Below are 26621 nucleotides of genomic sequence, written 5' to 3' on the forward strand. Positions count from 1 at the left end.
GGACCCAAGTATGAAACAAGACGTTTTTGGACAGATGAACACTTTGACCCACTCGGCCAGTGCCGAAGCGTGGGATGGTGTTCTGCTTGGGTTCATGGCGCATGCGGCAATCACCCCTCAGCATTTGGGCAGGGTGCTTGAGCTGGAACCGGATTTTGCTCTGGGCCATGCGATCAAGGGCTTGTTCATGGTTCTGCTGGGGCGGCGCGAAATGCTGCCTGTTGCAGCCGAAGCGCTGACCGCGGCCTCCACTGCGATGGAGCGCCACCCTGTATCAGCCCGCGAACGGCTGTATGTTGAGGCACTGTCACTCTATCTGTCCGACCTGCCTTCGCAAGCGATTCAGAAGTTCGAAGAGATTCTGCGCACCCATCCAACCGATACGCTGGCGATGAAACTCAGCCATGCCACCCGGTTTGTTCTTGGGGATGCCGAAGGGATGCGTCGGTCGATCGAACGCATCTTGCCTGCCTATGAGCCCGATCATGCCGGGCGCGGCTACCTGTTGGGGTGCCATTCGTTCGCGCTGGAAGAAACTGGTGCTTACCAGAAGGCTGAGATTGCCGGGCGTCAGGCGCTGTGGATGGTGTCGGACGATGCCTGGGGCCTGCATGCGGTGGCCCATGTGCACGAAATGACGGGCAATGCCCAACTGGGCCTTGATTGGTTGGCCGGACGTGAGGACGCTTGGGCCCATTGCAACAACTTCCGCTATCACGTCTGGTGGCACAAGGCATTGATGCATTTGGATCTGGGTCAGGTCGATCAGGTGATGGCCCTATACGATCAGCATATCCGCAAGGATAAGACCGACGACTACCGCGATATCTCAAACGCCACATCGCTGCTGTCCCGGTTGGAGCTTGAGGGCATCGATGTCGGCAACCGTTGGGAGGAACTGGCCGATCTCAGCGCCGCTCGAACCGAGGATGGCTGTCTGATCTTTGCCGACCTGCACTATCTGCTGGCCTTAACCGGTGACAATCGCGGCGATGCCACCGGGAAAATGCTGCAGCGTATCCAGAAGGATGCGCAGCGCAATCAAGGCGACACCCCGATCCGCATGTCTGATCCGGGCATCGCGGCCGCCAAGGGGCTTGAGGCGTTTGGCGACGGGCTTTACGGCGCGGCCTTTGACTTCCTGTCAACCGCTCGGGCCGGTATGCAATTGGCCGGTGGCAGCCACGCCCAGCGTGATGTATTCGAGCGCATCACAATTGATTCCGGCCTGCGCGCAGGTCGTCTGGATGCAGTCGAGCGCATTCTGGATGATCGCCGGGCAAAACGCGCCGGGGGCGAGGACAATTACGCACTAGCGCGCCGCGCATTGATCGAAGCGGCCCGCGACAGCGGCGACGCGCAAAGCGTCCCTGCTGAATAACCAAAAGACCAAGAAGGACAGAAAACGTATGGCGACTGTTTCGCCCGCTTCTGATTTTGCGCCTGCGGCGGCCCATGCGGCGGCCCCGGCAACGATGCGCGATCCGCGGCTGGATTTCTATCGCGGCATTGCGATGTTCATCATTCTGGTGGCCCATATTCCCGGCAACGCCTGGACCGGCTGGATTCCGGCCCGGTTTGGGTTTTCCGACGCGACCGAGATCTTTGTGTTCTGTTCCGGCATGGCCTCGGCCATCGCTTTTGGTGGTGCGTTTGTGCGCAAAGGCTGGTGGATGGGCACGGCGCGGGTGGCGTTCCGCATCTGGCAAGTCTATTGGGCCCATATCTGTCTGTTTTTCTTTGTCGCGATGACTATGGCCGCGCTGGACCAGACCGGTGCATTTGAAAAGACTTACATCTCATCCCTGAACCTTCAGCACTTTTTCAAAGACCCAGCCTCTCAGATGGTGGGGATTTTCACGCTGACCTATGTGCCGAATTACTTTGACATCCTGCCAATGTATCTGGTGGTTCTGGCCATGATGCCGCTTTACATGGCACTATATCGGGTCAGTTTCTGGCTGATGGTCGCCGTTTCCGTGGCGATCTGGTTTATTGCTCAAACCGGCGCGCTGGCCCTTCCGGCCGAACCATGGTCGGATCGTCAATGGTTTTTCAACCCGTTTGGCTGGCAATTGCTGTTCTTCACCGGCTTCGCGTTCATGCGCGGCTGGATTCCGGCCCCGCCGGTCTCGAAAACACTGATCTGGGCGGCGATTGCGTTCCTTGTTCTGTCCGCGCCGATCGGGTCCTGGAAGGTGTTCCTATGGGTGCAATCCGCAGCCCCCGGTCTGGCCGAGCAAATCCGCGAGATCTGGCCCTTGACCAAAGAGTTGCGCGGCAAGACCGAGTTTGGCCTATTCCGCTATATCCACTTCCTGTCACTGGCCTATCTGGGCTGGGTCATCGCTGGTGAGCAAGGCCATCGCCTGATCGCTTCGGGCCACAGCTTTGGCGCTCGGGTCTGGCAGGTGGTGCTAAAACTTATTACCAAAGTGGGTCAGCAATCCCTGGCGGTCTTCGTCTTTTCGATGGCCGCAGCGCGCCTGATCGGCGTTGCCTTGGATCAGGCTGGGCGGGATTTTGCCACCGTCTTCGCCGCCAACACGATTGGCTTTGCCATGATCATCGCGGTGGCCTATCTGGCGGCCTGGTTCAAATCACAGCCTTGGAAATCAAAGAGATGACCCTGACGCGCCGCGCATTTCTGGCTTCTACTTCAGCGCTGTTTCTGGCGCCGGCCACGTTTGCCTCGGGCGGGGATGTGCCGTTTGACCGCAGCCATGTGATCGAGCTGGCCCGCGAACTGGCCAGCCGCCCCTTTGCCGAGCGAGAGATGGTGCCGCAGGAATGGCAGGACCTGACCTATCAGCAATACCGCTCGATCCGGTTCCGGCTGGATCGCGCGCTATGGTACGAGACCGAGACGCCGTTCAACGTCGATTTCTTTACGCCCGGCCTGTATTTCCCGCGCACGGTCAAAGTGTCGACAGTTGAGAAGGGCATGACCAAACCCGTGGCCTTCAATCTGGACATGTTCGATAAATCGGACGAGGTTCCGACCCTTCCCATCGATGAAACGCTTGGCTTCTCGGGCCTGCGCCTGCGCACCGAAATGCACCGCCCCGGTGAAACCGATGAGTTCTGCGTCTGGCAAGGGGCCAGCTATTTCCGTGCCATCGGTCTGCACGAGGTTTACGGCCTGTCTGCACGTGGCCTGGCGCTGAAAACAGGCGATCCGGATGGCGAGGAATTCCCCGAATTCATCCGCTTCTGGCTGGAACGACCGGAACCCGGCCAACGCAATATGGTGGTCCACGCCCTGATGGATAGCCCCAGCGTAACGGGGGCTTATCGGTTTAATGTGACTGCAGGGGCCGATTGCATCATGGATGTCGAGGCCACCTTGTTCCCACGTTCCGAACTGGATCATGTCGGCATCGCGCCCGGAACCTCGATGTTCCTGTTCGATCAGACCAACCACAGCCGCTTTGATGATTTCCGCCCCGCCGTCCATGACAGCGACGGGCTGCTCATCCGCAACGGCGCGGGAGAGGTGATCTGGCGGCCATTGGCCAACCCAACCCGCCTGCAAATCTCGTCCTTCGTGGATACGAACCCTCAGGGCTTTGGCCTGATGCAGCGTAAACGCGAATTCTCGGACTATGCAGATCTTGAGGCGAATTATCACAAGCGCCCCAGCTTATGGGTCGAGCCCGGCTCTGATTGGGGCAAGGGCACGGTGACGCTGGTTGAGATCCCAGCCGATCAGGAGATCTACGACAATATCGTTGCCTATTGGCGTCCGGCAGAACCCTATGCCGCTGGCAGCCAGGTTGATCTGACCTACCGCCTGATCTGGGGCGAGGAACCGCAGCGTACGCTTATGCCGCGCGTGATCAACACAGCCATGGGCGAAAATACCTTTGGTGAGGGCCGTCTGGCCGTGATCGACTTCGAACCCAGTGAGCTGTTCGATGATCTGGACGCAGTTACCATCTTTGCCAATTCGCCTCATGCGGAAACCTCAGATGGTGTGTTGCAGCGCAATCCCGATACCGGCGGTGTGCGTCTGGCGTTTTCCTTCCAACCCGGTGAGCGTGACCATGTCGAACTGCGTGCACAACTGCTGGTCAACAAACGCCCGGCCTCCGAAGTGTGGCTGTATCGTTGGACCGCATGAACCGCGATTTGCATATCATGCCACCCGAGGCGCTACTGGCGATGCCCGCTCAGGACTTCAGCGCCGGGTTCCGTGATGCCGAGGTGCCATCAGGCAAACATCGCTCAGCCGGGTTCTGGCGCGCGCTGGCCTTTTCCCCGGCCATGGTGGCAACACTTGGCCTGCTATGGGTTATGGCCGACTGGTTCGGGGCCGAGGGTATCAACCTGATCGAAGGCATTTTGCTGGCGCTGATCTCGTTCAACTTCTTCTGGATCTCGTTCACGGTTTGCACCGTCCTGCTGGGCATGATCTCGCTATCACGGCAAGAACGACCCGTCGCTCAGGGCCGCGCACAGCCGCTGCGCGTCGCCCTATTGATGCCGATCTACAATGAGGTTCCTTGGTTTGTTCTGGGCAATGCCCGCACCATGCTGGAACAGCTGCGCGCACGCGGCGGACGGCACGAATACGCCATGTTCATTCTGTCAGATACCCGCGACCCCGAAATCGCAGCACAGGAACAAGCCAGTATCGAGGCATTGCGCACCACGTTAGCCCCCGATCTGAAACTCTACTATCGCCGCCGCGAACAGAATACGGATCGCAAAGTGGGCAACATCGCCGATTGGGTCAGCCAATGGGGCGGCGATTGGGATGCGATGTTGGTGCTGGATGCAGACAGCCTGATGACCGGACGCGCCATCGCCCGCCTGACGGATTCGCTGGCCCGCGACCCCGGTGCAGGGCTGATCCAAAGCTACCCGCAACTGATCGGCGCGCAGTCGGTCTTTGCCCGAATGCAGCAATTCGCCAATGGCGTCTACGGCATTGCATTTGCCGAAGGTCTGGCCCGCTGGTGCGGACAAGAAGGCAATTACTGGGGCCACAACGCCATCATCCGAACCAAGGCTTTCGCCACCTGTGCAGGCCTGCCAAAGCTGCGGTCGTTCAACGGGCAAGATAAGCTGATCATGAGCCACGACTTCGTCGAGGCTGGTCTGCTGCGCCGTGCCGGATGGGGCGTGCGTTTCCTGCCGCGTATCCGTGGATCATACGAAGAAACACCACCCACCCTCATCGATCACGCCATGCGGGATCGTCGCTGGTGCCAGGGGAACCTGCAACACCTGAAACTGCTGGGCTCGCGCGGGTTCCGCTCGGTCTCGCGGTTTCACATGTTCCATGGTGCGGTTGGTTATCTGATGTCGCCGCTATGGTTTGCCTTGCTGCTGATGTGGGCGCTGATCGGTCAGGGTGAAGAGGCGTCGGTGCTGCACTATTTCAGCCCCGATAACCCGCTGTTTCCGCAATGGCCCGAGATGAGCGAAACCCGTCACGTGCTGATCATTCTGGTCATGTACGCGATGCTGCTGGCCCCCAAGGTTCTGGGCGTGGCCGCCCTACCCCTCAGCGGTGTGCGCTATTCAGATTTCGGCGGTTGGCGGCGGTTCTTCACCTCGTTCCTGTTCGAGGTCATCCTGTCGATCCTCTACGCACCGATCCTGATGGTGCAGCAGATGATTGCCGTGTTCCGCACCGCCTTGGGCCTGCAAAAAGGTTGGTCACCGCAGGCGCGCGACGGAGGCAGCTATGGTCTGCGCACACTGATCTTTTGCCATGCGCTGGAAACCGTTAGCGGCATCGCACTCAGCCTTGGTATACTGGCTGGTCTGGTTTCAGTCTGGCTGGCCCCGATTGCCATCAGCCTGGCCTTTGCAATCCCACTGTCAGCACTCAGCGGCGTATCCGCCGGGGCGGCGCGCCAGATGGTCGGGATGCGCGAGGATTTTGCTGAGCCAGATATCACCCGATCAGCCCGTCGTCATCGGGATGAGTTGAAACGTCTGATCGAAGGTAAGGGAAGCATGACCCCGGCAGAGTGACTATCCGCCGGGCAGACCTTCGTACCAATCCACCATCATGTCCGCCCAACCATTTGGCACTGTATGGCCACCGGGAAACAGAGCGAACTCCAGCGCGCTGCCATCAGCGCAGCCGCTCCAATACCGGCGCATGAACGGACCGGTCGTGGAAAACCCGCTGGGTTTGGTGTCAACGCATCCGTTGGCAACACGCCAGATTTCAAGCCCGGCAAAGATATCACCCTGATGAAAACGACCACCTCCAAGCAGCCGCCCTTCGAGCGGCACGACATTGTCTATCCAGCCGTGCGTATGGAACAGGCGCACCGGCCCATTGCAGGCTTCTGGATGTGGTCGCCAGAACCCGCCGGAAACCGGCACATAAGCCGAGAATGTCTCGGGCGCGTCGCAGGCCAGATAGTTCACCATGAACCCTCCGGCTGAAAACCCACCCAGAACCGCGCGATCGCTGTCGATGCCGAACCGCTCTGCCGCATCGTTCACCACTTCGCTCAGAAAGGCTGTCTCATCCCGTTCACCGAAGCCCGGGTAGAAATTCCAGCTTTTGGTGCCGCCGCGATCAGGTCTTTCCAGACCCTCGGGGGCCATAACGGCGTATCCACGGGCCAATAAGGGCTCGACCATGCTGCGGTTGTTCATGGTGCCGGACCCACTGCCGCCATAGCCATGCAAGAATACCAGCAAAGGCGGGTTTTCGGCATTGGGCAGTTCGATGTGATATTCGCCCAAGGCCGTCTTGCATGTGCCCTCATCCGGGCCGCAACCAGCATATGCGGACTGGGCCGCAACGGCCAAACAGGCAGATAACCAGTATTTCATCTTGCTCAGGTCCCCTCAGAATACGTCTCGACGGGCAATCCGGACCGAACCCAACCCGGCCCGGCCGCTGACCCCAGCATACCTTCTGGCACGTCGATAATATTGGTAAATCCCGCCTCGGTCAGTTGATTGCTCAACCGCGCAGACCGCACGCCCCGTGCGCAGATCAGGGCAATCGGGCCAGATTGATCTCCGTCGGTCAACTGCAACAAAGCCGCCACAAAATCATCCCGGCGCATATCCAGCGGCTGCGCGCCCTGCCCAATGCCGGTCGCCCTCCATTCGCGCGGGGTGCGAATATCCACCAGCAGGATGTCACCGGAAACCGCACTTTGATGCGCCTGCGCGACATCAAGCTGATCGCCCGAATAATCCTGTGGAATCAAACGGTATTCGCGGATTGCAAAGCCAGCGACAAGGGCCGCCCCGCCCCCCAGCAAAACCCATCTTCGGGCGAGGTTTGTCTTCTCTGCCATGCGGCACCCTTTTGCATTGACCGCCTTGTTGTAGCACATCAAAGATAAAGACGCTTTGGTCAAGAATGGCCACCGCGATCAAGTTCGCGTCATTATCACGCAGCAGGGTTCTGCCCGAAATACACCCTTTAGTCCTTGTCGAAACCTTGCAATTTCTCTGCAGCCAATAAATTATCCTTACAAATTCAGTCATATCGACCGCCCACACCGGAGTATCGCACTTGTCCCTATTCCTTATCGCGGCCCTTCCCTTTCTCGGAGCTGTTTTTCCAGCCCTTTTGATCCGGGCAGGACGAAACGCAGCCGCATCTGCCGCTGGGTTGACCACGTTTCTTGCCCTCATGGGGTTGCTGATCCACATCCCGGCCGTGATGCGTGGCGAGGTCGTGAAGGCGCGGTTCGACTGGATCCCGGGTCTGGGCCTGAACGCGAACTTCATGCTGGATGGGCTGGGCTTTCTGTTTGCCCTGCTGATTTTGGGTATCGGCCTGCTGATCATCCTTTACGCGCGCTTCTACCTGTCGCGAGAGGATCCGATGGGGCAGTTCTACACCTATCTTTTGCTGTTTCAGGGTGCGATGGTCGGGATTGTTCTGTCCGATAATATCCTGCTTTTGCTGATTTTTTGGGAGCTTACCTCGCTTAGCTCTTTCCTGCTGATCGGGTATTGGAAACACCTGCCTGAAGGTCGACAGGGCGCGCGGATGGCGCTGGCAGTCACGGGCGGCGGCGGGCTTGCGATGATCGCCGGCATGCTGATCCTGGGCAATATCGTGGGGTCCTACGACCTAAGCGTCATTCTGCAGAACAAAGAGCTGATACAGGCCTCACCCTACTATCTGCCCGCCCTGATCCTGATCCTGCTGGGCTGTTTCACCAAATCGGCGCAGTTCCCGTTCCATTTCTGGCTGCCGCACGCAATGGCCGCGCCAACGCCGGTCTCGGCCTACCTGCACTCGGCCACGATGGTGAAGGCCGGTCTGTTTTTGATGGCGCGGATGTGGCCCGTTCTGTCAGGCACCGATGCCTGGTTCTACATCGTGGCCACGACAGGACTGGTGACCATGCTGCTGGGTGCGGTGATTGCGTTGTTCAAGGATGATCTGAAGGCCCTGCTTGCGTTTTCGACAGTCTCACATCTGGGACTGATTACAATGCTGCTGGGGTTTGGCACCAAGTTCGCCGCAGTTGCAGCCGTTTTCCACATCATCAACCACGCGACGTTCAAAGCCGCCCTGTTCATGACCGCCGGGATCGTCGATCATGAGACCAGTACACGTGATATCAAACGGCTGGGCGGGCTGCGCCACCTGATGCCAGTCACCTTTACAATCGGCACGATTGCAGCGCTTTCGATGGCTGGCCTACCACCGCTGAACGGCTTCCTATCGAAAGAGATGATGTTGGAAGAAACCGTGCACACCACATGGTTGCACTTGCATTACCTTGTGCCGGGTCTGGCCCTTGTGGCAGCGCTGTTTTCGGCGGCCTATTCCTTCCGATTTGTCGGTCACGTGTTTCTCGGACCTGAGCGCAACGACTACCCAGCCCATCCCCATGACCCGCCGGTTGGATTGTGGATTGCGCCAGCTTTCCTTGTGGTTCTTGTGATCCTGATCGGATTGAACTCAGCAGCTATTGTCGGCCCTTTGGTGGCCGTAGTTTCAAGCGCAGTTATCGGTGGCGAGAAACTGCCCTATTACTCACTCAAACTCTGGCATGGGTTCACACCTGCCCTCTTCATGTCTGTCGTCGCGACGCTAGGGGGCCTGTTCCTGCTGGGGCTGCACAAGCATTGCGAACGGTTCTGGAACACTCTGCCCCGCCCCGAGGCCAAGGTGATCTTCGAAGCGCTGATCGACCGCTTCACACAGCTAAGTCGCTGGATCACGGATGAGCTTCATAACGGTGTGCTCAGCCGCTATGCCATCATCTTTGTCGCTTTCACGGTTGGGCTGGGCTACTACGCCTACACGACCGGCACGATTGGTGTTGAGACCCGCATACCGCTGCCTGCGCAATTCATCCCAATCATCGGCTGGATTTGCCTGGTCGGCGCGACGCTGGGAATCATGTGGTTTCACCGCAACCGCCTGCTCTCGCTGGTGCTGATCGGCGTCGTTGGCCTGATCGTTTCGGTTGCCTTCAACTATCTGTCGGCACCGGATCTGGCGCTGACCCAGATTTCGGTCGAAGTGGTAACGATGATCCTGCTGCTGTTGTCACTGAACTTTTTGCCCACCGAGACACCTTGGGACAGCAGTGCAGCGCGGCGTTGGCGCGACGCTGCAATTTCCGTAGTCGCTGGTATCGGGAGTGGAGCCCTCATCTACGCAATCATGCTGCGCGACTTTGCCTTCCCGACAATTTCAGACTTCCATCTGGCGAACTCGTACAAAGGCGGCGGCGGCACCAATGTGGTGAACGTCATTCTGGTCGACTTCCGGGGCTTTGATACCTTTGGTGAGATCATCGTGCTGGGCATTGCTGCGCTGATCATCTTTGCCCTGACCGAGGCGGTTCTGGGCACAAATGTGCGCGGCTACCTGCTGAACCGCAAACCGCATTGGCCGCAATCGGGGGACTCGCATCCGCTGATGATGGTGGTTGCAACCCGCGTGATGATGCCGATTGCCTTGATGGTGGGCGCCTACATTTTCTTCCGCGGCCACAACCAGCCCGGGGGTGGTTTCATCGCTGGTCTGATCGTCGCGATTGCGTTCCTGATGCAATACATGGCCAGCGGCTATACATGGGCCATCGAACGACAAAGGTTCTATTATCACGGTACCATCGGTTGGGGCGTTTTGATCGCTGCGGCCACCGGTCTGGGCGCGTGGTTCAATGAACGCCCCTTCCTGACCAGCGATTTCGGATACATCAACTGGCCGCCTCTGGAAGAGTTCGAATGGGCCACTGCCATGTTGTTTGACACGGGTGTGTTCCTGGCGGTTCTTGGCGCGGTGATGCTGGCACTCGATAGCTTGTCGCGCTTTGCATGGCGGCCGGGCATGGCGCAGGAATTCCCGATGGATATCAACCCGCTGCGGGATGATCCCCCAGAGCAAGACGAAGAGAAGGAGCAGGCCTGATGGAAGCGCTGGTTGCCTCTGCCGTAGGCATTCTGACCGCCGCCGGGATCTTCCTGATCCTGCGTCGCCGGACATTCCCGGTCATTCTTGGCCTGTCGCTGATCACCTATGCGGTGAACGTGTTCCTGTTTGCCACCGGACGTCTGGCGCTGAACGCGCCTGCTGTTCTGAACAAATACAAAGACGTCCCCTATACCGATCCGCTGCCGCAGGCGTTGGTGCTGACGGCCATCGTGATCTCATTCGGGATGACAGCCGTGATCGTAATGATCGCGCTTTCGGCCTATCTGTCCTCGAAAGATGACCATATCGACATGAGCCCACAGGACAGCGTAGACGCGCCGGGAGAAGACGCATGAACCACTGGATCGTTGCGCCGATCGTTCTTCCTGCGATCCTGGCTCCGTTTATCATCATGGTCCTGCGCTATCATCTGGACCTGCAGCGTATTTTCTCGGTCGCGGGTGTTGTCGCCTTGCTAGGCATCGCACTGACCATCACAGCGCAGGCGTCGGGCGGGGATATTCAGGTCTATGAGCTGGGCGATTGGCCGGCCCCTTTTGGCATTGTCATGGTTTTGGACAGGCTATCGGCCATGATGGTGCTGCTGACCGCATTGCTTGCTCTGCCCATTGTGCTCTATGCCATAGCCTCGGGCTGGGATGATCGAGGGAAACATTTCCACGCGCTGTTCCATTTCCAGCTTATGGGCGTGTGCGGGGCCTTCCTGACCGGTGACGCCTTTAACCTGTTTGTGTTCTTCGAGGTCCTTCTGATCGCCTCTTACGGTCTGATGACCCACGGGGGCGGCTCCGTTCGCCTGAAAGCAGGCGTGCAGTATGTCGCCTATAACCTTTTGGGCTCGACCTTGTTCTTGTTCGCCTTGGGCACGCTTTATGGTGTGACAGGCACGCTGAACATGGCCGACATTGCCCTTCGCGTGGCTGAGATGCCAGCTGAAGATACCGCGCTGTTGCGGGTGGGTGCAGTGCTGCTGCTGCTGGTCTTCTGTATCAAGGCCGCCGTTCTGCCACTACATTTCTGGCTACCGGCCAGCTATGCCAATGCGCCACTGCCGGTGGCCGCGCTGTTTGCGATCATGACCAAGGTCGGTGCTTATTCGATCATTCGGATGTACACGCTTGCCTTTGGACCCGAGGTCGAAGCAACCCAAGGGCTGGCGGGCGACTGGTTGCAACCGGCGGCTCTGGTTACCCTTGCAGTCGGAGCCATCGGTATTCTGGGGTCGCAGCACATTGCGCGGATGGTTGCCTTCTGCGCGATCGCCTCAATGGGGACGCTGCTGATTGCGATCTCGCTGTTTACGCCTCAGGCCAGCGCAGCCGCGCTGTATTATGTGTTCCATTCCACGCTGGCGACGGCACTCATGTTCCTGGTTGCTGATCTGGTCATGGAGCGGCGTGGCGGGGCCATCACCCCGATGACACCCATGGCGCAGACCGGGCTGATCTCGGGGCTGTTTTTCGTGGGGGCCATCGCCATGGCCGGTATGCCGCCTCTCTCGGGTTTTATCGGCAAACTGCTGGTTCTGGATGCCGCACGCGATGCGCCGGGTTCCAGCTCGGTATGGGCGGTTGTTCTGATCGGGTCGTTCGTGACAATTGTCGGACTGGCGCGAGCCGGGTCTTTGATCTTCTGGAAAAGCCACGATGCCGAGCATATCGGCTCCGAGGACACTGTGGATGAGGAGGCCGTCCCCCTGCCCGCACCCGAACCGCAACCGGGATTGGCCTTCACGTCGGTCTTTGGATTGGTTGCCGGGCTGATCCTGCTGACCATCTTTGCCGGACCGGCACTGGACTACACAAGCCAAACCGCTGAACAGTTGTTTACGCCCGAGCACTACATCTCGGCTGTGTTGGGAGGGGAAGAATGATCAAGCTGCTGCGTCGCGTATTCCCGCACCCGCATCTGACATTTTTGCTGACAGTTGTGTGGGTCCTGCTGGCCAATAACGGGTCTTTGAACTCGCTGGTGTTCGGTCTGATTCTAGGGATCATCATCCCCTTTATCACACAGCCTTATTGGCCGGATCAGCCGAAACTGCGCAATTGGCCGATGATCGTAGAGTATCTGCTGATCGTTCTGTGGGACATCGTGATGGCCAATATCACCGTTGCCCGGATCATCCTGTTCAAACGCGATGCAGATCGCCAACCCAATTGGGTCTGCATTCCGCTGGAACTGCGTACACCCGAAGCGATCACTGTGCTGGCGGGCACCATCACCATGACCCCCGGTACGGTCAGTTGCGATCTGTCGGCACAAGGTCACAACCTGCTGGTCCACTGCCTAGACGCCCCCGATCCCGAAGCGGTCCGAGACCAGATCAAACAGCGCTATGAACGCCGCCTGAAGGAGATTTTCGAATGATCGAATACGCCATCTACTTCGCTTTCACCTGTTTCGGAGCGGCAATCCTGATGTGCCTGTGGCGGATCATCACCGCAGACGGGGTCGGTACCCGTGTTCTGGCACTGGACACGATGGTCATCAACACCATTGCCTTAATGATCCTCTACGGGCTTGATCAAGGCACCGAGATTTTCTTCGAGGCCGCCATGATCATCGCCATGTTGGGCTTTGTCTCCACCGTGGCCTATGCGCGCTTCATGCTGCGCGGCAATATTATCGAGTGAGGGCGGGATGACATTTATCTTCGAATTGCTGATCACTGTCTTTCTGATCGTGTCGGGCATCTTTGGCTTTGTCGGCTCGTTTGGCATGATCAAGCTCAAAGACCCGATGTCGCGCCTGCATGCGCCCACCAAGGCAACAACCTTGGGAGTGGGTGGCGTGCTGCTGGCGTCGATCTGCCATTCGGTTCTGCTGGAAGGCAGGCTGTCGCTGCATGAGCTGCTGATCACGTTATTTTTGTTCCTCACGGCCCCGATCACGGCCCTGTTCATTGCAAAATGGCATGTTCACCGCCATGAAAAACCCAGCGATTTGCCGGATGCGGGCGAGGATGAGCTTTGGGCCACCCACGCGGTCGAGCAGGTCGAAGACGTCCCGGACCACAGCACGAACTGAGCCTTATGCAAAATCCTCCGCTGCCCCTGACCCGTGATCTGGTTCTCATTGGCGGTGGGCACACACATGCACTGCTGCTGCACAAATGGGGGATGAACCCACTGCCCGGTGCGCGCGTGACGGTGATCAACCCCGGCCCGACAGCGCCCTATTCCGGAATGTTACCGGGCTATGTTGCCGGGCACTACGAGCGGTCTGAACTGGACATTGATCTGGTGAAACTGGCGCGTTTTGCGGATGCGCGGATTGTTCTGGGTTCGGTCGACGCAATCGACACCGATCAGCGACTGATCCATATGCCCGGTCGGTTACCCGTTGCGTTCGATGTCGCCTCGGTCAATGTAGGGATCACGTCAGATATGCCCGGCATACCCGGCTTTGCCGAACACGCCGTACCCGCCAAACCCCTTGGTCCTTTCGCCAGCCGATGGGCCGCGTATCTGGACAAGTCAGGCCCCGCAGCCGTGGCTGTGATCGGTGGTGGCGTCGCGGGGGTTGAACTGGCAATGGCCATGGCCCACGCATTGAAAGCCCGGCAACGACCTGCACGGGTTACGCTGATCGACAATGCGATAGCCCTGTCTGCGATCGGACCTAAAGCCGCCGCTACGATCCGCAAGGCGATGGATGATCTTGGTGTCGAGGTACTCGAAGAGATCGCGATCAAGGAAATCGCTGCGGATCATGTGATATTGCAGGATGGCCGCCAGATCGAGGCTGACTTTGTCACCGGCGCCGCGGGGGCCCGCCCCTATGACTGGATCACCCGAACCGGGCTAGATTTGCAGGACGGGTTCATCCGGGTGAATGCCCATCTTCAATCCAGCGATCCAGCTGTTTTTGCCGCTGGTGACTGCGCCCACCTAAGCGATAACCCGCGACCCAAGGCGGGCGTTTACGCGGTGCGTGAAGCTCCGGTTCTGTTCAACAACCTGAGGGCAGCGCTGGGGGCCGGGAAAGTGAGGCGCTATGTGCCGCAGAAGGATTACTTGAAACTGATCTCGCTGGGCGGAAAATCCGCGCTGGGGGAACGGCTGGGCACTTCGTTCAGCGGTACATTGATGTGGCTATGGAAAAACCACATCGACCAGACATTTATGAATAAGTTCCGCGACCTTCCCACGATGCAAACTCCGGCCCTGCCGCGCGATCATGCGGCGGGACTATCCGAGGTATTAGGCGATAAACCCATGTGCGGTGGCTGTGGGGCCAAGGTTGGCAGGGGCGCTTTGCAACGTGCATTGCACGCGCTGCCAAAACCCATCCGGCCCGATGTGACATCCTTGCCGGGCGACGATGCCGCCCTTTTGATGACGGGCAACGCGCAACAGGTCATGACCACAGATCATCTGCGCAGCCTGACTTCTGATCCCGTTATGATGACGCGCATCACCGCCATACATGCGCTTGGTGATATCTGGGCCATGGGGGCCCAACCCCAGGCCGCGACCGCGACCATCATTTTGCCGCGCATGTCCGCCATGTTGCAGGAACGCAACCTGTCCGAGATTATGACCACAGCCAATGAGATCATGCAGGACGCCGGAGCCGAGATCGTGGGCGGACATAGCTCGATGGGTGATGAGATGACCCTTGGCTTTACCATCACCGGTTTGTGCCCCGAACTGCCGATCACATTGGCCGACGGGCGGCCCGGTGATGTGTTGATCCTGACCAAACCCATCGGCAGCGGCGTTTTAATGGCGGCTGAAATGGCGGGGCAGGCGAATGGAGCGGATGTCGTAAAAGCTTACAAGCTGATGACCCAGCCACAAGGTCAGGCGGCTAAGATTTTGTCGCGGGCACAGGCGATGACGGATGTCACAGGGTTCGGGCTTGCCGGGCATTTGAAAGGCATATGCGACGCCTCAAACTGTGGCGCGATTTTGGATTTGGACGCGGTTCCGGTTATGCTTGGAGCCCTTGAACTGAGCAATTTCGGCGTTCACTCCACACTGTTTTCTGACAACCGATCCATCGCACCCGAGCTTCCCTCGGATGGCAAGGCAGCCCTACTGTTTGATCCTCAAACTGCAGGCGGGTTATTGGCCGCGGTTGCCCCGGACGACGCCGATGCCATGTTGGACGCACTGCGTACAGCGGGCTATCCGGCGGCCAGAATCGGCCATCTGACCGACACACCGGGGCTGCGCCTTCAAAGCTGACCCAGCGTGGTTTCTATCTCTGCCGCCGCGTGACTCAGGCCGCTGCTGTCCAGCTTTTGCACCTCGACCCGCGCAACAGGGTCTATCGGGTGAGCGCGGCGCGACTTGGCATAGGCCGGATCATAATGCTGTTCGATCAACGCTCGGGTCAACGCGCGCTTGTCGCCCGCATCGATCAATGCCAGCCACGCATCCACGACCTCATGCCCACGGTGAACCCGCAACGGGGCCAAGCGATCGCGCAAACGCGCGCTGTCGGACAGAATATCATCATAAGCCTGCATCAAATACGCCGCCCGTGCCGCAACCGGAGCAACGACCTGAATGTGCGGGGCCGCACACATCGCCGTCCACAGGCTGGGTGGCAGGATCCGCTCACCGATTTTCGAGGATTCCGCCTCAACCATAACCGGACGTGCCGGATCAAACGCGCAGAAAGCTGCGGAAAGCGCTGACTCGAACGCTTTCTGGCTGGGCTGTCCCCCAGGCATCTCACCCAGCAGCGAACCCCGGTGATTGGCCAATCTCTCCAGATCAACGACCTGTACGCCACGCCGTTGCAAATGGTGCAGCAACTCGGTTTTGGCCGTTCCGGTATAGCCATCCAGCGCAAACAGTCGAAAGGGCAATGGTTGCTCATATAAATAGGCGTTCACCAAACGCCGATAGGTTCGATACCCGCCCTCAATGACCTCGGCCCGCCAGCCGATCTGCTGCAGTGTCCACGCAAACGAACCGGATCGCTGTCCCCCTCGCCAGCAATAGACCAGCGGTCGCCAATTCCCTTCATGATGGCTTAGGCTGTGTTCAATATGATTGGCCGCATTTCGAAACACCAAAGCCGCCCCAAGCTTGCGGGCCAGAAACGGGCTTTGCTGTTTGTAGATCGTTCCGACTCGGGCGCGTTCGGCATTGTCCAGAACCGGCAGGTTGATCGCGCCGGGCAGGTGATCCTCCGCAAACTCAGCCGGGCTACGGACATCGATCACGGTGTCGAAACCATGGGCATACAGCTGCGGTAAGTCGGAAAATTTTAAAGCCATGCCAGTGGTTTACTTGCCCGAACTTTGGAAAAGAAGCCTGTCTAGTCGCTTGCTTGAGTATATTGAATCATGAGAGGCAGTTCGAGACAAAAAACTAAAAAAGCCGCATCACTATGATGCGGCTTCTTAATCTTTTGCAGGGCGTTATTTCTGCTTGATACGCCCGTCTACATACGGTTGGTAGGGCGCGTTTTCAGCCAGGTATTCGGCCGTCACATCCGCCAGATCAGGGCCGAAATCATAGGCGTTCTTGTCGTCACCTTCGAACATCTTGTACCCGTCACCACCGTTACGCACGTAGTTGTTGGTCACGACCAGATAAGTCGCTGCGGGATCAATCGGCACGAACCCGTCACCCTCTGCCACCATCACTTCGGTGATGCGGCCTTCGTTCGGGGCAACCGATGCGTCCCAGGTGAAGCTCAGTCCGGCAACCTGAGGGAAGCGGCCTTTGACTTCTTCCACTTGGCTCACACCGTTTTCCAACGCATCAATCACGCCCTGACCGCTGATTTCAAAGGTCGAAAGGGTGTTCTGGAACGGTAGAACCGTCAGAACCTCACCCATGGTGACCTCACCTTCGTCAATCGAAGCGCGCAGGCCGCCCGAGTTTGCGATGGCGATCTGAGCGCCTTGATCAGCGACACGGGCCAGCATTGCGTCGGCAACCAGATTGCCCATCTCACATTCCTGTACGCGGCAGATATCGCGCGAACCTTCAACGGCTGCGCCGGTTTCAGCAACCACGCGTTGCTTCATCTCTTCGATCGGGGCACCCATTTCGGCGACGCGCGCGGCAGTGTCTGCATCCGGCGTAACAGATGCGTCCAGCAGGATGGGTTCACCCTCTGCCGAGATTAGGTTGCCGTCATCGTCAAAAGTCAGCGTGACCTCACCCAGATATTTCGAATAGGCATAGGCTTGTACGACCGGGACATCGCCCACCATCATCGGGTAGGGGCCAGCCGCGTCTTCGTTCGTGTTGGACAACAATGTGTGCGAGTGACCGCCAACTACCAGATCCAGGCCCGGCACCTGCGCGGCAATCTCTAGGTCTTTGGCCAGACCCACGTGGTTCAGCGCGATGATGATGTTGACACCCTCATCCTGCAGCGCGGCAACATCGGCCTTTAGGCTTTCGATCTCATCCTGGAATACCACATCCTTGCCGGGGCTCGAGGTGTCGACCGTGTCGGTTGCCAGCGCGGAAATGATACCGATCTTCTGGCCGCCAACCTCAAGAACCACATGGTTTTCCACCTTGTCCTTGAGTTCAGCCGATGTCGACAAATCCAGGTTACCCGAAATCACAGGGAAGCTGACCGCATCAATGAACGCAGCAAGGCCTTCGGGACCGTCGTCAAACTCGTGGTTGCCGACGGCCATCACGTCATAACCGATCGCCTCCATGAACTCGGCCTCTGCCGCACCTTTATAGGTGGTGTAGAACAGCGAGCCTTGGAACGGATCGCCCGCGTCCAGAACCAAAACATTCTCATCCGCCATGTCTGCGCGCTTTGCATCCAGAATAGTCTTCAGTCGTGCAACGCCGCCAAAACACTTGCCTTCGGCTTCACCTTCCGCGTCACAGGTCGAATCGTATTTGTTGATCGACTCAATACGGCTGTGGATATCGTTTGTGTGTAAAATCGTCAGTTTATAGTCGGCAGCCGCAATCCCAGCGGTCAGCCCCAGTACGGCAACGGAGGCCATGAAACGGGTCAACATACGAATACTCCCTATCGTTGTTTGACCAGATCGTGCGCTGATGGCGACGAAGAGTCAAAGGGGCAAATCTGACTTGATTCCCCGTTCCGAGCGGGGCATCACCCGAGGCATGCTGATTTACAAAATATTTCGGGCCGATGAATGGGCTCAGTTACAGGCCGAGGGCGCCTCGGACGGTGCGCCAATCGATGTGGCGGATGGATTTGTGCATTTCTCGACGGCAGAGCAGGCTGCCGAAACAGCGGCCAAGCATTTTGCCGCTATCGACGGTCTTACCTTGCTGGCGTGCGACGGGGATGCGATGGGGGATGACCTGAAGTGGGAGGTCTCGCGCGGTGGGGCGCTGTTTCCGCACCTCTACCGCCAGATCAGGATGAGTGATGTGCTCTGGTCGCGGCCCCTGCCCTTTGATGGCCAAACCCATCTATTCCCTGAGGAGATGGCATGACCGCTTACGTCGATCCTGAGCGCGAACAGTTCGACGCTTTCAAAGCGCTGGATCGGAATGAGCCGATTGAGATGTTGAACCTTGTCAAGTTTCGCCCCACAGCTGCTTACCCAGCGGATCATGAACTGGCCGCTGCTGGTCTGACCGGGGCGCAAGCCTATCGCAACTACGGGGCTGAGACGGCCCCGATTATCGCCAGACTGGGTGCGTCAATCCTGTGGCGTGGGGCGTTTCAGGCCACCTTGATCGGACCTCAGGACGAGGCATGGGATGAAGTGTTCATCGCCCGCTACCCCTCGGCCCATGCGTTTCTGGAAATGGTGACCGACCCGATCTATCAAAAGGCCGTGGTGCATCGCCAGGCCGCCGTTGAAACCTCGCGCCTGATCCGATGTGGTGCGGCCAAAGGTGGGGCTGCGTTCGGATGAAACTGACCGAAAAACTGGGCCTTGCCGCGCTGCATCGATTTGATCCCGAAACGGCGCATAGCCTGTCGATCAAAGCGCTAAAGGCCGGGCTGGCCCCGATGCCGGGGCCGGTGACGTCTGCGCGGCTGGAGACGGAAATCGCCGGCTTGCGCCTGCCCAACCCCGTTGGTCTGGCCGCTGGGTTTGACAAGAACGGAGAGGTCCTGACCCCGCTGTCGCGCGCCGGGTTTGGATTTATCGAAGTGGGCGCAGTGACCCCACGCCCGCAACCTGGGAACCCTAAGCCACGTCTCTTTCGGCTAACCGAGGATAGTGCCGCCATCAATCGCTTTGGCTTCAACAATGAAGGCATGGAGGTTATGGCCCAGCGGCTCGCCGCCCGCCCCGCGGATACGGTGATTGGCCTGAATCTGGGGGCAAACAAAGACAGCGACGACCGGCCCGGTGACTTTGCCAAAGTGCTGGCCCATTGTGCCGCGCATCTGGATTTTGCCACCGTAAATGTATCCTCCCCCAACACCGAAAAGCTGCGGGACCTTCAGGGAAAAGCTGCCCTTGGCGCGTTGCTGGGCGGCGTGATCGAAACGCGTGACGCGCTGCCCCAGCCGCTGCCTATCTTCCTGAAGATCGCACCAGATCTGACGGAATCCGAGTTGCAAGACATTGCAGACGTGGCTGTCGAGACGGGCGTGGATGCGGTTATCGCCACCAATACCACGCTGTCCCGTGAAGGGTTACGTAGCGCGCATAAGTCTGAACAAGGCGGCCTGTCAGGCGCGCCGTTATTCGAGAAATCAACGCGTGTACTAGCAAAGCTAAGCCAACTGACCGAGGGCAATCTGCCCCTGATTGGCGTAGGCGGGGTCAGCACGGCAGAACAGGCCTATGCCAAGATTTGCGCCGGGGCATCCGCCGTGCAGCTTTACACAGCCATGGTCTATGGCGGCCTGTCTTTGGCGGCCGAGATCGCACAGGGTCTGGATACGTTATTGGCTCAAGACGGGTTTGACACCGTTGCGCAAGCTGTGGGCAGCAAACGAGGGGATTGGTTGTGATTGAATATTGGCACAACCCGCGCTGTTCGAAATCCCGCATGGGTCTGGCCCTGCTGGAGGATCGCGGTGCTGAGGTTCAGGTTCGGAAATACCTGGAGGATGCGCCCTCAGTAGACACGCTGCTCAAGGCGCAGGCATTGCTGGGCGTGCCCGCTATTCAGATGATGCGCACGGGAGAGCGGCTGTTCAGGGAACTGGGCCTGTCGAAAGATGCACCAGATGCGGATTTGATTCAGGCCATGGCAGATCATCCGATCCTGATCGAACGCCCGCTGGCTATTGCCGAAGGCAAAGCCGCACTTGGTCGTCCGCCCGAGAACCTGCTGGATTTGCTCTAGGCAACCTGCGCCTCAAGCCGGGGGTAGCGCCAGCCCATGGTCACGCCGCGTGCAAGGTTCAACACCATCAGCGCGGCCCAAAGCCCATGATTGCCGAACGCCGGAACCAGAATGAACAGGGCAACAACATAGATCGCCACAGATTGCAGCATCGCGTTACGCATCGCCCGTGTCCAAGTCGCACCAATATAGATGCCATCGAACATCCAACTGGCGACACCGATCACCGGCGCAACGGCAGCCCAGAACAGGAACTCGCGCCCCGCTTGCCGCACCTCGGGTGATGTGGACATCAGGTCGATCAGGGCAGGGCCAGCCAGAAAGAATACCGCACCCAGCAGAACAGCGCCCCCAACGCCCCATTGCGACGCCATGACCGAGGCTCGCCGCACCTGATACCGATCCCGCGCGCCCACGGCACTGCCGACCAGCGCCTCGGCCGAAAAGGCAAAGCCATCCAATGCAAAGGCGGTGATCTCCAGAAATTGCAAAAGAACTTGATTGGCTGCCAGATTAACATCCCCCAAATCCGAGCCAACAAACAGAAAGGTGGTAAAAGACCCGGTCAACAGGATGGATCGGATCATGATATCGCTGTTCACTTGCAACATCCGGCGCAAACGCACGGCATCAAAGATGCGGGGCCAATCCCGCCAGATGCGGTCTCGAAATCCATCACGGCACAGCCACAGGCCCAGCCCCAACCCGGTCCACTCCGCGATCAGAGTGGCAATCGCCACACCTTCGACACCCCAGCCCAGCCCCAGAACGAACCACAGATCCAGAACGATATTGAGCCCGTTCATCCAGATTTGCAGAATAAACACGCCCCGCGTACGCTCAACCGCGATCAGCCAGCCTGTGACTGCATAAAGAGCTATCGTCGCGGGAGCGCCCCAGATTCGGATCTCCAGATAGGTGCGGGCAAGGGTTTCGACCTCGGGACTGGCTGGTGACAGCAGAAACGCACCGCTGAAAATTGCGACCTGCCCCAATATGAAAACAAACCCCGCAGCCCCGCCCAGCATCAGCCCGCGGATCAGCAGCGCGCGCATCTCCTCACTGTCCCCTGCCCCGCGCGCCTGTGCGGCAAGGCCGGTCGTGCCCATCCGCAGGAACCCGAAAATCCAGTAAATCGCAGACAGGATCACCGCACCGATACCGACGGCTCCGATCGGAGCGGCAGCGCCCATCTGACCCACCACGCCGGTATCTACCGCACCCAGAATAGGCACGGTTGCGTTGGACAGCACAATGGGAATGGCGATTTTCAGCACCCGCCCATGCGTTATGGGCGCCGAGGCATCTGTCATGATCAGCCCTTGTCCCGAGCCGGCTGCGGCATCAAGAAATGCCCGGTCGCTTGCGCAAACAGTTTGGCATGGTTGTCTTGCCAGGCCTCGACCCGGACCGAGGCATAGCGTCGACCGGCCCGATTGACGAAGGCGCGCGCATAGGCATCCCGTGGCAGGCCTGACCGCAGATAGTCGACGGTGAAATCGATAGTCTTTGGAAAACGGATGTTTTCGTCGGTCACGATGGCCTCAGCATCGATTTCACCGCTTTCGATTTCGGAAAACATGTACTCCCAACTCAGCGTGATCACGGCTGTGACCTCGAGAAACGCGGCCGTTACACCGCCGTGAATGGCGGGAAGGAATGGGTTTCCAATCAGTTTCTCATCGAAGTTCAGGACGCCGGTTAGCTCATCGCCCCTGCGATCAAAACTAATGTTCAAGAATCGGATGTAAGGCACGCCGTCGACCAACGCGCGCAAGGCACCATCGCGGCGTTGCTTGACCACCTGCATCGGCTCAGGGCGGGTTCTGGCCATGTTACTTGCCCTCAACCGTGAACGAGCCTGAAGCGGTTGCTACAGGTCGGTCGTGATCATCATCCATGGCCGTTGCACGCACAAACGCCACATTGCGGGTGATGTGATAGCAGCTGGCTCGCGCAGTGATCGTCTGGCCCGGAGCCGCTGCGCGCATGTAGTCGATCCTCAGGTTGATCGTTGCTGTTCCACCGGGCGAGGACGGATGGCTCATGACAGCGGCACCGCAACAAGTGTCCAAAATAGTCGAAATTGCCCCCCCATGAATCACTCCTGTTCTGGGATCGCCGATCAGGTCTGTATTGTAAGGCATGGTGATTTCGGCCTCACCCTCGCCAATCTGGGTCAACTCCAAACCGATGGCCCGCGCATGGGGGATCGCTTCGATAAACTGGCGGGCTAGAACTGTCTTGTCGACCATTTGCTAACTTCCTATCGTGACGCCCCTTTATGATCCGTAGAAATTGCAAAGGGCAAGCCCACCTGTTGCGCTTGACGTGGCAAGGACGTAGGTTGCCGTGGAGGAGACCAGGAATGTCCGACAACCGTTTGTCATTCAAAGAGATGTGCGCGGAATTCGATGTGACGCCGCGCACCCTGCGTTACTACGAGTATATCGAGCTGTTGCAACCAGACCGCGAAGGGCGGTCCCGGTTTTATGGCCCTCGCGAATGCGCCCGGATGACGCTGATCATGCGCGGTCGCAAGTTTGGTTTCCCTTTGGAAGAAATTCGCCAGTGGCTGCTGATCTATGAGGATCAGGGCAATCAGGCACAGATGGCGGCCTTTGTTGAAATGGCCGACCGACAGATGGATGAACTGCGTCAACAACGCAAACAACTGGATGAAGCGATGGATGCGCTTAAGCAGTTGCGGGATCAAACTGCGAATTCCATTTCCTGAATTTCACCGCCCATGAATCGATCTGTTGCGCCTAAAGACGTGGTCCGCATGTCAGGATCACATTCGGTTTGTCGGCCCCATCGGTCCGAATCCAGCCTGACGCTACGGAAATAAAATTGCGATCCAGCGCCTTTACGTGTTTGGATGTTACGTCAACTTTGAAGTGACGCAGCGTCGGGATTACGTAAACGTCATTCTCATGTTGTAAAGCAGGCGACGACTACGCAACTCGTGTCTCATGACACCAGTGACGAGAGTATGACGAATGACCGAAGATCTTATGACCATCCGCGAGATGTGCGGGACCTATGATGTCACGCCGCGTACTTTGCGGTTCTACGAAGCCAAAGAGCTGCTGTTCCCGATCCGCGAGGGTCAGAAACGCTTGTTCACCAAACGCGACCGCGCACGGCTGAAACTAATCCTGCGTGGGAAGCGGTTCGGCTTTAGCCTGGAAGAAATTCGGCAACTTCTGGATTTGTACCATGTGGGTGATCAACAGCTGACCCAGATGTCGCGCACCTACGAGATTGCGTGTGAACGTCTCGCCGACATGGAATCACGCCGCGAAGAGCTGACGCAGGCGATTGACGATCTGAAAGAACAATTGCGTTGGGGAGAGAAAGTCATCTCTTCAATGAAACAAGACAAGAAGGCGGCCGAGTAACATCGACCGCCTATCACCCGGACATCTGAATTAAGGGAGCTTCACATGCCCGTTTACAACGCGCCAACCAAAGACACGCAGTTCATCCTGCACGACGTTCTGAAAGTCTCGCAGTCGGATATCCCCGGCTATGACGAACTGGAAGCCGAGTTTACCGGCGCCGTTCTGGAAGAAGCCGGCAAGGTCGCCACCAATGTTCTGCATCCGTTGAACGTGGTGGGTGACACCGAGGGATGCCGGTTGGAAAACGGGATTGTGTACACGCCCACCGGGTTCAAAGACGCCTTCGAGCAGGTGAAGGAAGGTGGCTGGACTGGCCTCGACATGCCGGAAGAGTATGGCGGCCAGAACATGCCTTATGTCATCGGCACCGCAGTAGGTGAGATGTTCTCGGGCGCAAACCAAGCGTTTGTGATGTATCAAGGCCTGACCCATGGCGCGGCCTCGGCTATTCTGGCCCATGGGTCGGAAGAGCAGAAAAACACCTATCTGCCCAACATGGTTAGCTGCGAATGGACCGGCACCATGAACCTGACCGAACCGCATTGCGGCACCGACCTGGGCCTGATGCGCACCAAGGCGGAACCGCAGGGCGACGGCAGCTACAAGATTTCCGGCCAGAAGATCTTTATCTCGGCGGGTGATCACGACATGGCCGATAACGTCATCCATCTGGTTCTGGCCAAAATCCCCGGTGGCCCCGAGGGGATCAAGGGCGTATCGCTGTTCATCGTGCCGAAATTCATCGTGAACGAAGACGGCACTCCGGGTGAGCGCAACGGTGTCTCGGTCGGCAAGATCGAAGAAAAGATGGGCATCCACGGCAACTCGACCTGCGTCATGAACTATGACGAAGCCACCGGCTGGCTGCTGGGCGAGGAGCACAAAGGCATGCGCGCCATGTTCACCATGATGAACGAAGCGCGTCTGGGTGTGGGCATGCAAGGCTTGTCGCAGGCCGAAGCTGCGTATCAGAACGCTGTGGAATACGCCAAAGACCGCCTTCAGGGCCGCGACGTAACCGGTGTGAAGAACCCGGACGGCCCCGCCGATCCGCTGATCGTTCACCCCGACATTCGCCGCAGTCTGATGGATCAGAAAAGCTTCACCGAGGGCGCGCGCGCGTTCATCCTGTGGGGCGCGACCATGATCGATAAGGCGCACCGTTCGGGTGACAAAGATGCGGACGGGCTGATCTCGCTGCTGACCCCGGTCATCAAGGGCTTCCTGACGGACGAAGGTTACGACATGACCGTTCAGGCGCAGCAGGTCTATGGCGGCCATGGCTACATCGAAGAATGGGGCATGTCGCAATATACCCGCGATGCCCGTATCGCGATGATCTACGAAGGCGCAAACGGCGTTCAAGCGCTGGATCTTGTGGGCCGGAAACTGGCGCAGGATGGCGGTAAACACGTCATGGCGTTCTTCGATATGGTCAAATCCTTCTGCAAGGAAAACGCAGGCCAGAACGAAGCCTATGACAAAGCCTTCATCGAACCGCTGAAAGCCGCGTCCAAGGATCTGCAGGCCGCTGGCATGTACTTCATGCAGGAGGGCATGAAAAATCCGAACAACGCGCTGTCCGGGTCTTATGACTTCATGCACATGTTCGGTCATGTGTGCCTGGGCCTGATGTGGGCGCAGATGGCGAAGGCTGCTCAAGATGCGCTAGACGGTGGGGCCTCGGACAAAGAGTTCTACGAGACCAAGATCAACACCGGCCGTTTCTACATGGCCCGCCGCCTGCCCGCGACCGCCATGCATCTGGCTCGCATCCAGACCGGTGCCGACACTGTAATGGCACTGGACGCGGTGAACTTCTGATCTCAATCTGGTCCTTGGGCTCTGACCCGGGGACCAGATGACCCCAAGCTCCGTCGGATTGCTCGGGGAACGGATCAGGATAACGTGCAACATGCCTTGGGAGGGGCGCTCGCATGACCATAAAACTGCACTGCTTCGGTGAAAGCGGCAATTCGTATAAGGCTGCTTTGGCGCTGGAAATGTCTGGCCTTGAGTGGGAGCCGGTCTTTGTCGATTTCTTCAAAGGCGTCACCCGCAGCCCCGAGTTCCGCTCGGACGTCAATGTAATGGGCGAAGCGCCCTTCCTGATCGACGGTGATTTCAAAACCTCCCAATCTGGTGCGATTCAGGCTTATGTCACCGAAAAATCCGGCAAGTTCGGCGGTAAGACACGTGAAGAGAACTACGACATTCTGCGCTGGGTGCTGTGGGACAACCACAAGCTCAGTTCGATGGCGGGCGTGACCCGCTTTCTGATCAATTTCCTCCCCGAAGAACACCGAAATGCCGATGTGATTGCCTTCAACCAAGGCCGTCTGAAAGCGGCCTACGATGTTCTGAACACCCACCTTGAGGGCCGCGACTGGATTGTTGGGGACGGCGTGACCAACGCCGATCTCAGCTGCTGCGGCTACCTCTACTATCCTGAATCATTCGGCTTTGACCGTGCCGACTGGCCCAATATCGATGCCTGGCTAACTCGCCTGTCCGAGCAGCCCGGTTGGAAACACCCCTATGACCTAATGCCCGGCAACCCGTCGGATCGAGCTTAAGGAG

General features: G+C 58.4%; 26 protein-coding genes. 19 read left to right on the plus strand and 7 right to left on the minus strand.

Annotated elements, in window-relative coordinates; genetic code table 11:
* The first annotated feature begins 10 nt into the window (after nt 1-10).
* Genes ACR0JE_RS05370 through mdoH form a run of 4 tightly spaced genes read left to right on the plus strand, consistent with a single transcriptional unit; the run spans nt 11 to nt 5988 of the window.
* Entirely contained in the window at nt 11-1381 is a 1371-nt protein-coding gene (locus ACR0JE_RS05370; RefSeq protein ID WP_480863418.1) for a tetratricopeptide repeat protein, read from the plus strand.
* Between the two features lie 28 nt (nt 1382-1409).
* Nucleotides 1410-2627 (plus strand): OpgC family protein, encoded by a 1218-nt coding sequence (locus ACR0JE_RS05375; RefSeq protein ID WP_480863419.1) that lies wholly within the window; start codon nt 1410-1412, stop codon nt 2625-2627.
* Complete coding sequence (locus ACR0JE_RS05380) at nt 2624-4123, plus strand: OpgD/OpgG family glucan biosynthesis protein (protein ID WP_480863420.1); 1500 nt, start codon at nt 2624-2626, stop codon at nt 4121-4123. Before ACR0JE_RS05375 ends, ACR0JE_RS05380 begins: the two co-directional genes overlap by 4 nt.
* Nucleotides 4120-5988, plus strand: coding sequence for a glucans biosynthesis glucosyltransferase MdoH (mdoH, locus tag ACR0JE_RS05385; protein WP_480863421.1), 1869 nt, complete (start codon nt 4120-4122; stop codon nt 5986-5988). The genes ACR0JE_RS05380 and mdoH overlap by 4 nt, the downstream gene beginning before the upstream one ends.
* Here mdoH and ACR0JE_RS05390 read toward each other — a convergent pair whose 3' ends face one another.
* Together ACR0JE_RS05390 and ACR0JE_RS05395 are read right to left on the minus strand one after the other, a co-directional pair.
* Entirely contained in the window at nt 5989-6807 is an 819-nt protein-coding gene (locus ACR0JE_RS05390) for a CE1 family esterase (RefSeq protein WP_480827720.1), read from the minus strand.
* A 5-nt stretch (nt 6808-6812) separates the two neighbouring features.
* Nucleotides 6813-7283 (minus strand): rhodanese-like domain-containing protein, encoded by a 471-nt coding sequence (locus ACR0JE_RS05395; RefSeq protein WP_480827721.1) that lies wholly within the window; start codon nt 7281-7283, stop codon nt 6813-6815.
* 221 nt (nt 7284-7504) lie between these two features.
* Between ACR0JE_RS05395 and ACR0JE_RS05400 the strand changes: the two genes are divergently transcribed.
* From ACR0JE_RS05400 to selD, 7 genes are read left to right on the plus strand one after another with little or no spacing between them, the layout of a single operon-like run.
* Complete coding sequence (locus ACR0JE_RS05400) at nt 7505-10375, plus strand: monovalent cation/H+ antiporter subunit A (RefSeq protein ID WP_480863422.1); 2871 nt, start codon at nt 7505-7507, stop codon at nt 10373-10375.
* Nucleotides 10375-10734, plus strand: a complete 360-nt coding sequence (locus tag ACR0JE_RS05405) for a Na+/H+ antiporter subunit C (protein ID WP_480547565.1) — start codon at nt 10375-10377, stop codon at nt 10732-10734. The genes ACR0JE_RS05400 and ACR0JE_RS05405 overlap by 1 nt, the downstream gene beginning before the upstream one ends.
* Nucleotides 10731-12272 (plus strand): monovalent cation/H+ antiporter subunit D, encoded by a 1542-nt coding sequence (locus ACR0JE_RS05410; protein ID WP_480863423.1) that lies wholly within the window; start codon nt 10731-10733, stop codon nt 12270-12272. Before ACR0JE_RS05405 ends, ACR0JE_RS05410 begins: the two co-directional genes overlap by 4 nt.
* Nucleotides 12272-12769: a Na+/H+ antiporter subunit E gene (locus tag ACR0JE_RS05415; RefSeq protein ID WP_170533068.1), complete on the plus strand. Its 498-nt coding sequence runs from the start codon at nt 12272-12274 to the stop codon at nt 12767-12769. Before ACR0JE_RS05410 ends, ACR0JE_RS05415 begins: the two co-directional genes overlap by 1 nt.
* The gene (locus ACR0JE_RS05420; protein WP_170532030.1) at nt 12766-13035 is read left to right on the plus strand and encodes a K+/H+ antiporter subunit F; all 270 of its coding nucleotides are present in this window, start codon (nt 12766-12768) and stop codon (nt 13033-13035) included. Before ACR0JE_RS05415 ends, ACR0JE_RS05420 begins: the two co-directional genes overlap by 4 nt.
* A 7-nt stretch (nt 13036-13042) precedes the next feature.
* Nucleotides 13043-13429: a Na+/H+ antiporter subunit G gene (locus ACR0JE_RS05425; protein WP_480863424.1), complete on the plus strand. Its 387-nt coding sequence runs from the start codon at nt 13043-13045 to the stop codon at nt 13427-13429.
* Nucleotides 13430-13434: 5 nt separating this feature from the next.
* Nucleotides 13435-15594, plus strand: a complete 2160-nt coding sequence (gene selD / locus ACR0JE_RS05430) for a selenide, water dikinase SelD (RefSeq protein WP_480863425.1) — start codon at nt 13435-13437, stop codon at nt 15592-15594.
* Here the strand turns inward: selD and mnmH are convergent.
* Nucleotides 15585-16637, minus strand: a complete 1053-nt coding sequence (gene mnmH, locus ACR0JE_RS05435; RefSeq protein ID WP_480863426.1) for a tRNA 2-selenouridine(34) synthase MnmH — start codon at nt 16635-16637, stop codon at nt 15585-15587. The genes selD and mnmH overlap by 10 nt on opposite strands.
* Nucleotides 16638-16781: 144 nt before the next feature.
* On the minus strand, nt 16782-18365 hold the full coding sequence (locus ACR0JE_RS05440) for a bifunctional metallophosphatase/5'-nucleotidase (RefSeq protein WP_480863427.1): 1584 nt from the start codon (nt 18363-18365) through the stop codon (nt 16782-16784).
* 109 nt (nt 18366-18474) lie between these two features.
* Between ACR0JE_RS05440 and ACR0JE_RS05445 the strand changes: the two genes are divergently transcribed.
* The 4 genes from ACR0JE_RS05445 to arsC are packed head-to-tail and all read left to right on the plus strand — an operon-like array spanning nt 18475 to nt 20634.
* Nucleotides 18475-18813, plus strand: a complete 339-nt coding sequence (locus tag ACR0JE_RS05445) for a DUF952 domain-containing protein (protein ID WP_480547557.1) — start codon at nt 18475-18477, stop codon at nt 18811-18813.
* The gene (locus ACR0JE_RS05450) at nt 18810-19241 is read left to right on the plus strand and encodes a DUF1330 domain-containing protein (RefSeq protein WP_480863428.1); all 432 of its coding nucleotides are present in this window, start codon (nt 18810-18812) and stop codon (nt 19239-19241) included. The genes ACR0JE_RS05445 and ACR0JE_RS05450 overlap by 4 nt, the downstream gene beginning before the upstream one ends.
* The gene (locus ACR0JE_RS05455) at nt 19238-20296 is read left to right on the plus strand and encodes a quinone-dependent dihydroorotate dehydrogenase (RefSeq protein WP_480863429.1); all 1059 of its coding nucleotides are present in this window, start codon (nt 19238-19240) and stop codon (nt 20294-20296) included. The genes ACR0JE_RS05450 and ACR0JE_RS05455 overlap by 4 nt, the downstream gene beginning before the upstream one ends.
* Nucleotides 20293-20634 carry an arsenate reductase (glutaredoxin) gene (gene arsC, locus ACR0JE_RS05460; protein WP_480863430.1) on the plus strand — a complete coding sequence of 114 codons (342 nt, stop codon included), beginning with the start codon at nt 20293-20295 and terminating at the stop codon, nt 20632-20634. The genes ACR0JE_RS05455 and arsC overlap by 4 nt, the downstream gene beginning before the upstream one ends.
* Here arsC and ACR0JE_RS05465 read toward each other — a convergent pair.
* The 3 genes from ACR0JE_RS05465 to ACR0JE_RS05475 are packed head-to-tail and all read right to left on the minus strand — an operon-like array spanning nt 20631 to nt 22889.
* A complete protein-coding gene (locus tag ACR0JE_RS05465) occupies nt 20631-21947 on the minus strand; it encodes an MATE family efflux transporter (RefSeq protein ID WP_480863431.1) in 1317 nt (438 codons plus the stop codon). The two genes, arsC and ACR0JE_RS05465, sit on opposite strands and share 4 nt — an antisense overlap.
* 2 nt (nt 21948-21949) lie before the next feature.
* Nucleotides 21950-22468: a PaaI family thioesterase gene (locus ACR0JE_RS05470; RefSeq protein ID WP_480863432.1), complete on the minus strand. Its 519-nt coding sequence runs from the start codon at nt 22466-22468 to the stop codon at nt 21950-21952.
* A gap of 1 nt (nt 22469) precedes the next feature.
* On the minus strand, nt 22470-22889 hold the full coding sequence (locus ACR0JE_RS05475) for a PaaI family thioesterase (RefSeq protein WP_480863433.1): 420 nt from the start codon (nt 22887-22889) through the stop codon (nt 22470-22472).
* Nucleotides 22890-23002: 113 nt separating this feature from the next.
* Here ACR0JE_RS05475 and ACR0JE_RS05480 point away from each other — a divergent pair, with 113 nt between their 5' ends.
* From ACR0JE_RS05480 to ACR0JE_RS05495, 4 genes are all read left to right on the plus strand, one after another.
* Complete coding sequence (locus ACR0JE_RS05480) at nt 23003-23371, plus strand: MerR family transcriptional regulator (protein ID WP_170532005.1); 369 nt, start codon at nt 23003-23005, stop codon at nt 23369-23371.
* A 265-nt stretch (nt 23372-23636) separates the two neighbouring features.
* Nucleotides 23637-24038, plus strand: a complete 402-nt coding sequence (locus ACR0JE_RS05485; RefSeq protein WP_170532003.1) for a MerR family transcriptional regulator — start codon at nt 23637-23639, stop codon at nt 24036-24038.
* Nucleotides 24039-24083: 45 nt separating this feature from the next.
* Entirely contained in the window at nt 24084-25865 is a 1782-nt protein-coding gene (locus ACR0JE_RS05490) for an acyl-CoA dehydrogenase C-terminal domain-containing protein (protein WP_480863434.1), read from the plus strand.
* A gap of 113 nt (nt 25866-25978) precedes the next feature.
* A complete protein-coding gene (locus tag ACR0JE_RS05495) occupies nt 25979-26617 on the plus strand; it encodes a glutathione S-transferase family protein (RefSeq protein ID WP_480863435.1) in 639 nt (212 codons plus the stop codon).
* The last annotated feature ends 4 nt before the right edge of the window (nt 26618-26621 follow it).

It is taken from the genome of Ruegeria sp. H3, assembly GCF_056533095.1.